The sequence below is a fragment of the Blastococcus sp. KM273128 genome, assembly GCF_021698975.1.
Classification (GTDB): Bacteria; Actinomycetota; Actinomycetes; order Mycobacteriales; family Geodermatophilaceae; genus Blastococcus.
This window is the reverse complement of sequence record NZ_SSXA01000109.1, coordinates 1-9,466: the sequence shown is the minus strand read 5'-3', so window position 1 is coordinate 9,466 and position 9,466 is coordinate 1. Positions and strand designations below refer to the sequence as shown.

11 protein-coding genes and 1 pseudogene are annotated in these 9,466 nt (G+C 75.4%); 3 read left to right on the top strand and 9 right to left on the bottom strand.

Annotated elements, in window-relative coordinates; genetic code table 11:
* Positions 1-108: 108 nt before the first annotated feature.
* The 7 genes from E9529_RS20295 to E9529_RS20265 form a co-directional block, all read right to left on the bottom strand.
* Complete coding sequence (locus E9529_RS20295) at positions 109-1,683, bottom strand: polyamine aminopropyltransferase (RefSeq protein WP_236833078.1); 1,575 nt, start codon at positions 1,681-1,683, stop codon at positions 109-111.
* A gap of 4 nt (positions 1,684-1,687) precedes the next feature.
* On the bottom strand, positions 1,688-2,152 hold the full coding sequence (locus E9529_RS20290) for a DUF350 domain-containing protein (protein WP_236833077.1): 465 nt from the start codon (positions 2,150-2,152) through the stop codon (positions 1,688-1,690).
* Positions 2,153-2,192: 40 nt separating this feature from the next.
* On the bottom strand, positions 2,193-2,597 hold the full coding sequence (locus tag E9529_RS20285) for a DUF4247 domain-containing protein (protein ID WP_236833076.1): 405 nt from the start codon (positions 2,595-2,597) through the stop codon (positions 2,193-2,195).
* Complete coding sequence (locus E9529_RS20280; protein ID WP_236833075.1) at positions 2,594-3,103, bottom strand: DUF2617 family protein; 510 nt, start codon at positions 3,101-3,103, stop codon at positions 2,594-2,596. The genes E9529_RS20285 and E9529_RS20280 overlap by 4 nt, the downstream gene beginning before the upstream one ends.
* Positions 3,100-3,714, bottom strand: coding sequence for a DUF4178 domain-containing protein (locus E9529_RS20275; protein ID WP_236833074.1), 615 nt, complete (start codon positions 3,712-3,714; stop codon positions 3,100-3,102). The genes E9529_RS20280 and E9529_RS20275 overlap by 4 nt, the downstream gene beginning before the upstream one ends.
* A gap of 98 nt (positions 3,715-3,812) precedes the next feature.
* On the bottom strand, positions 3,813-4,586 hold the full coding sequence (locus E9529_RS20270) for a DivIVA domain-containing protein (RefSeq protein WP_236833073.1): 774 nt from the start codon (positions 4,584-4,586) through the stop codon (positions 3,813-3,815).
* Positions 4,583-5,722, bottom strand: coding sequence for a globin domain-containing protein (locus E9529_RS20265; RefSeq protein WP_236833072.1), 1,140 nt, complete (start codon positions 5,720-5,722; stop codon positions 4,583-4,585). Before E9529_RS20265 ends, E9529_RS20270 begins: the two co-directional genes overlap by 4 nt.
* Before the next feature lie 250 nt (positions 5,723-5,972).
* Here E9529_RS20265 and E9529_RS20260 point away from each other — a divergent pair, with 250 nt between their 5' ends.
* A complete protein-coding gene (locus tag E9529_RS20260) occupies positions 5,973-6,962 on the top strand; it encodes an ATP-binding cassette domain-containing protein (RefSeq protein ID WP_236833071.1) in 990 nt (329 codons plus the stop codon).
* The gene (locus E9529_RS20255) at positions 6,959-7,786 is read left to right on the top strand and encodes an ABC transporter permease (RefSeq protein ID WP_236833070.1); all 828 of its coding nucleotides are present in this window, start codon (positions 6,959-6,961) and stop codon (positions 7,784-7,786) included. The genes E9529_RS20260 and E9529_RS20255 overlap by 4 nt, the downstream gene beginning before the upstream one ends.
* Before the next feature lie 4 nt (positions 7,787-7,790).
* On the opposite strand, the gene E9529_RS20250 is transcribed toward E9529_RS20255, so the two are convergent.
* Both E9529_RS20250 and E9529_RS20245 read right to left on the bottom strand, forming a co-directional pair.
* A complete protein-coding gene (locus E9529_RS20250; RefSeq protein WP_236833069.1) occupies positions 7,791-9,020 on the bottom strand; it encodes an MFS transporter in 1,230 nt (409 codons plus the stop codon).
* Between the two features lie 89 nt (positions 9,021-9,109).
* Positions 9,110-9,394: pseudogene (locus E9529_RS20245) on the bottom strand (C40 family peptidase); the annotation flags it as partial.
* Here E9529_RS20245 and E9529_RS22860 point away from each other — a divergent pair.
* Positions 9,356-9,466 (top strand): NlpC/P60 family protein (locus E9529_RS22860; RefSeq protein WP_236833079.1); only part of this gene is annotated, 111 nt, incomplete at its 3' end. The pseudogene E9529_RS20245 and the gene E9529_RS22860 overlap by 39 nt on opposite strands.

Below are 9,466 nucleotides of genomic sequence, written 5' to 3'. Positions count from 1 at the left end.
CTCCGGGACACCGGGCGGGGGAGGGCCAGCGGGCCGGCCGACGGCGTCCGAGCCCCCACGACGCTCCAGGCGTCGGCCGACCCTGCTCACCGGTCGGCCCCCGACCCCTCAGCCGACGTAGCCGCCGCGCATGTCGTCGACGACCAGCGGCCGGTCCAGGGTCGAGGGCTCCAGCCGCTGCCGCGGGCGGTCGGCGGGGAAGACGCCGGCCGCCGCCAGCACCGCCGCGTCGAGGAACCGGGTGGGCGGCGCCCCCGGGGAGAGGACCAGGTCCGGCGGTCGCTGCCCCTGCTGGGCCAGGGCGAACCCCCAGTCACCGAAGCTCGGCACGTGCACGTGGTACGGCGTCGACGCCAGCCCGGCCGACTCGAGGGTGGAGACGGTCCGCCAGTAGGCGTCCGGCGTCGAGTACGGGCTGCCGGCCTGCACGGTGACCAGCCCGCCCGGCGCGAGGGCGGCGGCGACCAGGCCGTAGAACTCGGTGGAGTACAGCCGCCCGAGCACCGGGGTGTCGGGGTCGGGCATGTCCACGACCACTGCGTCGAAGCCGGTGGCGGCCGGCGAGCGCAGCCAGCGGAACGCGTCCTCCACGACCACCTGCACGCGCGGGTCGTCGAGCGCCCCGGCGTTGAGCGGGGCGAGCCGGGTGCGGGCCAGGTGGACCACCTCGGGATCGAGCTCCACCTGCACCACCTCGCGCACCGAGGGGTGGCGCAGCACCTCCCGGGCGGCGAGCCCGTCACCGCCGCCCAGGACCAGCACCCGGGCGGGGTCGCGGGCCAGCACCGGGTGCACCAGCGACTCGGTGTACCGGTGCTCGTCGCGGCTGGAGAACTGCAGGTCGCCGTCCAGGTACAGCCGCAGGTCGCCGGAGCGCTCGGTCAGCACGATCTCCTGGTAGGCGGAGCGCTCGGCGAGCACCACCGGGTCGGCGTACAGCCGCTGGCGCGCGGTCGTCTCGATGTCCCGTGCCTGCACCAGCAGCGTGCCGAGCAGCATTGCCGCCGCGAGCAGCGCCCCGGTGGCCGCGCGCCGCGCCCGGGGGGTCATCTGCCGCCGGAGCAGCAGGCCGCACACCACCGCGGCGGCGAGCAGGTTCACCAGGCCGGTGATCGCCGCGCCGCGCACCTGGCCGGCCACCGGCAGCAGCAGGAAGGGCCACACCAGCCCGCCGAGGAGCGCGCCGGCGTAGTCCGCGGCGTTGAGGTCGGCCAGCACCTTGCCGCTGCCCTCGGCGTCGATGCCCTCGCGGCCGGTCTGCAGCAGCGTCATCAGCAGCGGCACCTCGGCGCCGACCAGGACGCCCAGGACGGCGGTCGCGACGAGCAGCACGGCGGTGCTCGTGCCGTAGAAGGAGAACGACACGTACAGGGTGACGGCGCTGAGCCCCCCGGCGACACCGAGCAGGATCTCGACGGCGACGAAGGTGGTCGCCGCGTGCGGCAGGAAGGGCTTCACCAGCAGCGCGCCGGCGCCGAGCGCGGCGACGAACCCGGCGACGATGAGCGAGGTCTGGGTGATCCCACCACCGACGAGGCTCGCCGACAGGGTCAGCAGCACCAGTTCGTAGACCAGCCCGCAGGCGGCGCAGACGGCGACGGCGGCCAGCAGCAGCGGCCGCGAGCGCACGGCGCCACCCCGGGCCGGCGCCGGCACCTCCACCTGCTCCGCCGACGTCGTCACGGCGTCACGACAGCGCGGCGGCGTTCACCGCGCCGATCGCCACCAGGCTGATGCCCACGGCCCAGGCCGAGCCGCGCATCCGGGGCTCGTTCACCATGGCGCGGACGTCGCCGGGGATCAGGGCGTCGAGCAGGCGCAGCGCCACGGCCTGCAGCACCACCCCGACGAGCCCGTACACGGCGGCGTCGACCAGGCCCTGGCCGAGGCTGTCGGCGCTGGTCATGATCGCGGTGACGACGATGATCGCCAGGGCGACGTGGTTGGCGCCCAGCAGGATCGCCGCGTTGGGGTTGTGGTCGACGTACACCTGGGTGCGCAGGTTCCCGGGGGTGAGCAGGTCCAGCGCGAGGAAGCCGAGCGCGAGCACGCCGACGCCGATCACGAACCACAGCAGCGTCGCCAGGACGCCGTCGAGCAGCGCCCCGCCCTCGACCGTGCCGAACTCGAGGGCCTGCCAGGTCGTGGTCACGTCGGGAACTCTCCTGAGGTCGGGGTGGGGGATCGGCCGGTCACTTGCCGTCGCCCGGGCCGCCGCCGCCACCGGTGCCGGCGGGCGAGCCGGGGCGGAAGCCGGGCCCGAGGAAGGCGAAGAAGCCGCTGCGGTATCGGCCGTCGAGATCCTCGACGCGCACGGTGCTGCCCCCGGCGGCCGCGCTCACGATGACGATGTCGTCGTCGTAGCGGAGGTACTCGTTGCCGCCGTCGGCCTGCCGCTCGGCCGGCCGCACCGCGTCGGCGATCGCCGCGGTCGTGGTGCCCACCGGGTCGGGGGAGGAGTAGACCCAGGTGTCGTCGTCGGTGCTGGTCCGCTCGTAGGTGCCGTCGAGGAAGTCGCGGACCCGGGTCCCGCTGCCGCACCCGGCGAGCAGGACGGCGGTGAGCAGCAGCACCGCCAGCCGGCGGGCCGGGCTCACGGCGCCCACCTCGTCCGCGTCGTGACCACCTCGCCGGAGGCGCCGGCGGGGTAGAGGTGCCAGGTCTGCCAGGCCCAGCCGCCGCCCGCCAGCGGCTGCGCGGTGAGGGCGGTCAGCGCGTCGTGCGCGCCCGGGAAGGCGCCGCAGAGCCAGGCCGGGTCGCCGGCGGCCCGGACCCGCAGCCGCGCGGCGGTCGCGTCGAGCTCGTCCCGCGTCGCGGTGGTGGTCGCCGAGGTGAACGCGTAGCCACCCGAGCGCAGCTCCGCGGGGAGCGGGCTGCCCCCCGCGGCGACGGCGTCGCAGGAGACCTCCTCGGTGATCCGCCGGCCGCCGGCGTCGGCGGAGACCACGTGCGAGGCGCCGAGCACGCCCAGGGTGAGGGAGGCGCCGGCCGCGCCGGTCAGCCGCAGCTGCGCCAGCGGCTCGGGGGCCGGCCCGTCGAGCAGCAGCCCGAGCGCCGCGGCGGAGACGTCGCGGGGGGCGACGTCGAGCTGGTGCACGCTCATGTCCCGGGCGTCCGGTGGTAGACGGTGAGCTCGCCGCGGCTGACGGCCCGCCCCGTGGAGACCTCCCAGGACTGGGTGGGTGCCCAGCGCTCGAAGGCGATCAGCCCGGTCCGGTCCGCCGTCGCGTAGTCGGCGTAGTCCACGGTGCCGCTGGGCGGGGTGCCGGTCGTGCCCTCGGCCGTGTAGCTCGCCCGCCCCCGCTCGACCTGCCGGTGCACGCGGTCGTCCAGGACCACGTCGCCGTCGGGGGTCAGGTTCGTGCCCTCGCGGCGCATCCACAGGGTCATCTCGAGGTCGCCCTCGTCGTCCTCCACGGTCAGCCAGCGGCGGCCGGTCGAGCCGTCGAGCAGGTGCTCGCGCCAGGTCATCCCGCCCTCCTCCAGCACGATCGTGCCGCGGACGACGTGGTCGATGCCGGCGTAGGTGATCACGTCGCCGACGCCGATGGCGTGCGGGTCGTAGAGGTCGGGCTCGTCCGCCAGCGGGTCGACCCGGGGGCGCGGCGCCGCGGCCCGCGCCAGGTTGCGCCGGCGGAGCACGAGCACCACCACGGCGAGCACCGCGAGCGCCACGAGGACGACGACGAGGAGGACGAGCAGCACATCGGGCATCGCGAGGCCTCCCGGCGGGGTGCGGTTCGGGGGAGAACCTACCGCGCCGGAAGATCATCCCGGGGCCGAGCCGCCCGGTGCGCTCGGTGGCCGGTGGGTCAGCCGCCGGTGGCGCGCGCCCCCGCGGTCGCGGTCCGCTCCGCCTCCTCCGCCTGGACCTCCGCCGGTCCGGCGGCGCTGTTGCCGTGGAACGCCGTCTGCGGGGCGGCGGTGCCGCCGGGGCGCCGTCCGGCCTGGGCGGCGGCGAGCGCCTCGGGGGCCAGCGCGGGGTCCACCCGCCCCCACTCGGTCTCGACGTCGCTGAGCAGGGCCTCGAGGTAGGCGCGCAGCTGCGCCCGGCAGGCCTGGGCGAACGCCTTGAGGAAAGCCACCTGCTCCTCCAGCTCGGCGGTCGTGCGCTGGCCGGCGGTGGTGTCGCCGTCCCCGCCGCCGGGCAGGGCGAGCCGGGCGGCGGCCTCCTGGGCCGCCTGCATGATGGCGCCGGCGTTCTCGCGCGCCAGCCGCAGCTGCTCCTCGTACTGGTCACGGGCTTCCGCGGTCATCTGCCGGCTGAAGTCCTCGGCCTCGGCGACGTACTCGTCGGCCGTCTGCTGGGCGCTGGCGAGGATCTTGACCGCCTGCTCGCTGGGCGGCTCGGGCACCGCGGTGCCCGACAGGCGCTGCTGGAGCTCGGCGACCTGGCGCCGGAGGTCGTCGCGCTCGCCCACGAGGCTGCCCACCTCCGCGGCGACCAGGTCCCGGAAGCGGTCGACCTCGGACTGGTCGTAGCCGGGGTGCAGCATCGATCCCGAGGTGAACCGCGCGCCCCGGATCTGCTCCGGCGACAGCCGTCGGGCAGCCCCTCCGGTCCCGGACGTCTCGGTGCTGGTCATTCGGTCACCTTCCCCTCGGCACTGGGCCCCGGTCGGCTGGGGGCGAACACCTCGCTGCGCACCCGCTCCCGCGGCACGCCGTGCGCCAGGAGCCCCCCGACGGTCGCCTCCACCATCGGCACCGGGCCTGCCACGAACACCTCCCGGCTGAGCCACGGCCCGTGCCGGAGGACGACGTCGCCGATGTCACCGTGCTCCAGCCCGGACAGGGCGTCGTCCGAGACCGCGCAGGTGACGGTGAGCCACGGGTGGGCGGCCTGCAGCTCCGCGATCGCCGCGCGGTCGTAGAGGTGGTCCTCGGTGCGGGCGCCGACGAAGAGGTCGACCCGGCGCGCCGGGCCCTGCCGGGCCACCTGGTCGACCAGCGCCTTCAGCGGCGCCAGCCCCATGCCTCCGGCGACGAGCAGCAGGTCGCGGTCGGAGTCGTCCGCCAGCGTGAGCTCGCCGAGCGGCGGGCCCAGCCGCATCAGGTCGCCCACCTCGGTGCTGCGGACCAGCGCGGTGCTGACCGGGCCGCCGGGGCGCGCCTTCACGTGCAGCTCCAGCGTGCCGTCGTCGCGGGGCGCGTTGGCGGGGGAGTAGTAGCGCCACAGCCGCGGGCGGCGGTCGATCTCCAGCGACATCGACTGCCCGGGCAGGTAGTTCACGGGCACCTCGGGGCGCACCTGCAGCACCGCCACGTCGATCGCCCGGCGCTCGTGCGCCACCACCTCGGCCCGCCAGGTCGCCGGCTGGTCCGCGGACTCCTCGGCACCCTGGATCATCACCGCGGCGACGAGCTCGTAGGCCTCGGTCCAGGTGCGGGCCCGGTGCTCGTCCCACTCGTCGTCGAAGTGCTCCAGCGTGGCCAGCAGGCTGGGCATGACCGCCGGGTAGTGCGCGGGCAGGGTGCCGAACTTGCGGTGGTCGTGGCCGAGCTGCTTGAGGATCGGCACCAGGGCGTCGAGGTCGTCGACGCGCGACACCACCTCGCCCAGCGCGTGGAAGAACCGGTCGCGCTGGTGGGCCATCGACACGGGGAACATCGCCCGGGTCTCGGGGTGGCTCAGGAACAGGTGCGAGTAGAAGTACAGGGGGGCCTCGTCGCCGGTGGCCGCCGCCTTGGCGAAGCTGGCCCGCATCGCGGCGATGTCCATCCGTGCGTGCCTCCTCGCGGCGGGTCGCGTCCGTCCGGGCGAGCGCCGACCGGCTCCGGTCCGCGGCGACCCCGGCGCGCTCCGCTGTGCCCTTCCCCGGTGCGCCGGGCGTCACACGGCCCACCCGCAGGTTTCTGGCCCTTCCCTTGCCGACCGCGGGAGAAAACTCGCTCGCCGCCGATGAGCCCGGCGGGGAGAGTCGGTCTCCACCACGAGGCAACCGCACGACGCGAACCCGGGTGAGGTACCCATGTCGCTGCACGCACCCCTGGCCGTCGAGGCGACGGCGCTGACCAAGTCCTACGGGGCGACCACCGCGGTGGCGGGGCTGGACCTCGCCGTCCCGGCGGGAACCGTCTACGGCGTCCTCGGCCCCAACGGGGCGGGGAAGACCACGACCATCCGCATGCTCGCCACGCTCATCAGCCCCGACTCCGGCAGCGCGCGGGTGCTCGGCCACGACGTCGTCACCGAGGCCGACGCCGTCCGCGCGGAGGTGAGCCTCACCGGCCAGCTGGCCTCGGTCGACGAGGAGCTCACCGGCCGCGAGAACCTGGTCCTGCTCGGCCGGCTGCTCGGGCTCTCCCGCGCCGGGGCGCGGGCCCGCGCCGACGAGCTGCTGGAGGCCTTCGGCATCGCCACGGCCGCCGGCAAGCTGGTCAAGCACTACTCCGGGGGCATGCGGCGCCGGCTGGACATCGCGGCGAGCATCGTCGTCACCCCGCGGCTGATGTTCCTCGACGAGCCGACCACCGGGCTGGACCCGCGGTCGCGCAACCAGGTGTGGGAGATCGCCCGCGCGCTGGTGGCCGGGGGCACCACGATCCTGCTCTGCACGCAGTACCTGGAGGAGGCCGACCAGCTCGCCGACGGGATCGCGGTGATCGACCGCGGCCGGGTCATCGCGGAGGGGACGCCGGCGCAGCTCAAGGCTTCGGTGGGCACGGGGGCGCTGCACGTGCGGCTGCTCGACCTGGACCGCCGGCCGGACGCGGCGGGCGTGCTCGAGCGCGCGCTGGGCCCGGTCTCGCTGCAACCGGACCCGGCGGTGCTGTCGGCCACCTGCCCCGACCCGGCCCGGGCCGCCGTCGCGGTGGCCGAGCTGGCCCGGGCCGGCATCGGCCTGGCCCACTTCTCGCTCGACCAGCCCAGCCTGGACGAGGTCTTCCTGGCCCTCACCGGGCGCGGCGCGGAGGAGCCGCCCGGATCCGCCCCCACCCTCGAGGAGCAGACGTCATGACCACCGTGACCACGGACGCCGACACCGCGGCGGTGCGCCGGGCGATCGCCGGCACGGAGCGGCCGCCACGGCCGGGGCCGCTGCAGACGGCGCTCACGTTCGGGTGGCGCGGCATGCTGAAGGTCAAGCACGTGCCCGAGCAGCTGCTGGACGTCACGGTCACGCCGGTGATGTTCCTGCTGATGTTCACGTACCTGTTCGGCGGCGCCATCGCCGGCTCCACCAGCGCCTACCTGGACTACACGCTGCCCGGCCTGCTGGTCATGTCCGTGCTGTTCACCACCGTCTACTCCGGCATCTCGCTGAACACCGACCTGACCAAGGGCGTCGTCGACCGCTTCCGCTCGCTGCCCATCTGGCGGCCGGCGCCGCTGCTGGGGGCGTTGCTCGGCGACAGCGTCCGGTACGTCGTGGCCGGCACGGTGATCATCGTCGTCGGCGTGCTGCTGGGCTACCGGCCGGACGCGGGGGTCTCCGGCGCCCTCGCCGCGCTCGCCCTCGTGGTGGTCTTCTCGTTCGGGCTGTCGTGGGCGTTCTCGGTGCTCGGCCTACTGCTGCGCAGCCCCAACGCCGTCATGAATGCCGGCTTCATGGGCATCTTCCCGCTGACGTTCCTGTCCAACGTCTTCGTCGACCCGGCCACCCTGCCCGGGCCGCTGCAGGCGTTCGTCGAGGTCAACCCCATCTCGATCCTGGCGACGGCGTCGCGGTCGCTCATGGCCGGCGAGCCCGACGTGCCGGCGATCCTCGTCTCGCTGGCCGTGGCCGCGGCGCTGGCGCTGGTGTTCCTGCCGATCACCACGCGGCTGTACCGGAGCCGCTGACCGGTCAGACGGCGCGCGCCCCTGCCGCGGCCGGGGCGCGCGCCGCCCGCGGGATCGCCAGCCCGCCGACGAGCCCCGCGGCCAGGACGGCGGTGCTCACGCCGAAGGCCACCTGGAAGCCGGCCACGTCGGTGAGCCAGCCCGCGACCAGCGGGCCGGCGATCGCGCCGAGGTCGGCCGACATCTGGAAGACGGCGACGACGCGGCCGCCCCGCCCGCCGCTGAGGTCGCCGACCAGCGCCGCCGGTGCGCTGGCCAGCAGCGAGGCGCCCAGCCCGAAGACCGCCATGGAGACCAGGAACGCCCAGATCGCCGGAGGCAGCACGAGCACCGCCATGGCCGCGGTCGCCAGCGCCGCCCCGAGGACCAGCGACGGCCGCCGTCCCCACGCGTCGACCAGCCGGCCCGAGCGGAGCAGCCCCAGCGCCTGGGCCAGCGAGCCGGCCAGCAGGCCCGCCCCGGCCCAGGCCACCGTGCGCCCCAGCTCCTCGGTGACGTACAGCGGCACGAGCGAGTTGCGGACGCCGAACAGCACCCAGCCGACGCCGAAGTTCGCCACCAGCGCGGCCAGGTAGATGCGGGAGCGCAGCGCGCTGCCCAGCCGGACCGGTTCGGCGTCGAGGTCGGGCCCGGCGACGTCGGCGGCCGCGGGCGCGGCCGGGTCGGGCTCGGCGGAGCGCAGCAGCGCGATGCCGACCGCGCCGGCGACCAGCAGGAAACCGGCGTACAGGAAGAACGGCAACCGCGGGGAGAGCTCGGCGAGCAGACCGCCGGCGGCGGGGCCGGCGATGCCGCCGAGGATGAAGCCGCCCTGCCAGGTGGCGGCGGCCCGGCCGCGGTGCGACGGCGGGGCCACCCGCAGCAGCAGCGACAGCGCGGCCACGGTGAACATGGCGCTGCCGATGCCGCCGGCGGCGCGCAGCCCGAGGAAGAGCGGGAAGGAGCCGGCGAGCCCCGCGAGCCCGGTGGTGACGGCGACGATCACCAGCCCGGAGGCGAGCACCAGCCGCTCGCCGAACCGCTCGACGAGGGTGCCGCCGCTGAACGCGGAGACGAAGCGGAAGAAGGCGAAGGCGCTGACCGCCAGCCCGACGGCGGTGGTCCCCACGCCGAACGAGCGCGCGAACAGCGGGATGGCCGGCGCGACGATGCCGAAGCCGAGGGCGACGACGAAGGCGATGACCGCCAGGACCCTGACCTCGCGGGGCAGCCCGCCCCCCGTCCCGACCCGCACGGGTCGCGATCGTCCCACGAGCGGCCTGCGCCGCCGTCGCCGAGGTCCCGGCGCGCTGGCGGCCGGGCCGCCCGCGCGCCGGGGAGCCGTCAGGCGATGCGCCGGGCGAAGGGGGCGTCGCCCATCGAGTTGATCGACGCCACCTTCACCGGCATGCCGTAGGTGGAGGCGTGCACCATCTGCCCGTTGCCGATGTACATCCCGACGTGGCTGACCGGCGAGTAGTAGAAGAGCAGGTCGCCGGGCTGCAGCGCCGAGAGGGGAACCGGGGTGCCCATCGTCGACTGCATCCGGCTCGAGTGCGGCAGGCTGATGCCGGCGGCCGCGTAGGCGTACTGCACGAGGCCCGAGCAGTCGAAGGCGTTCGGCCCGGCGACCTGCTCTTCTACTACTCGCCGGTCAGCCACGTCGGGATGTACATCGGCAACGGGCAGATGGTGCACGCC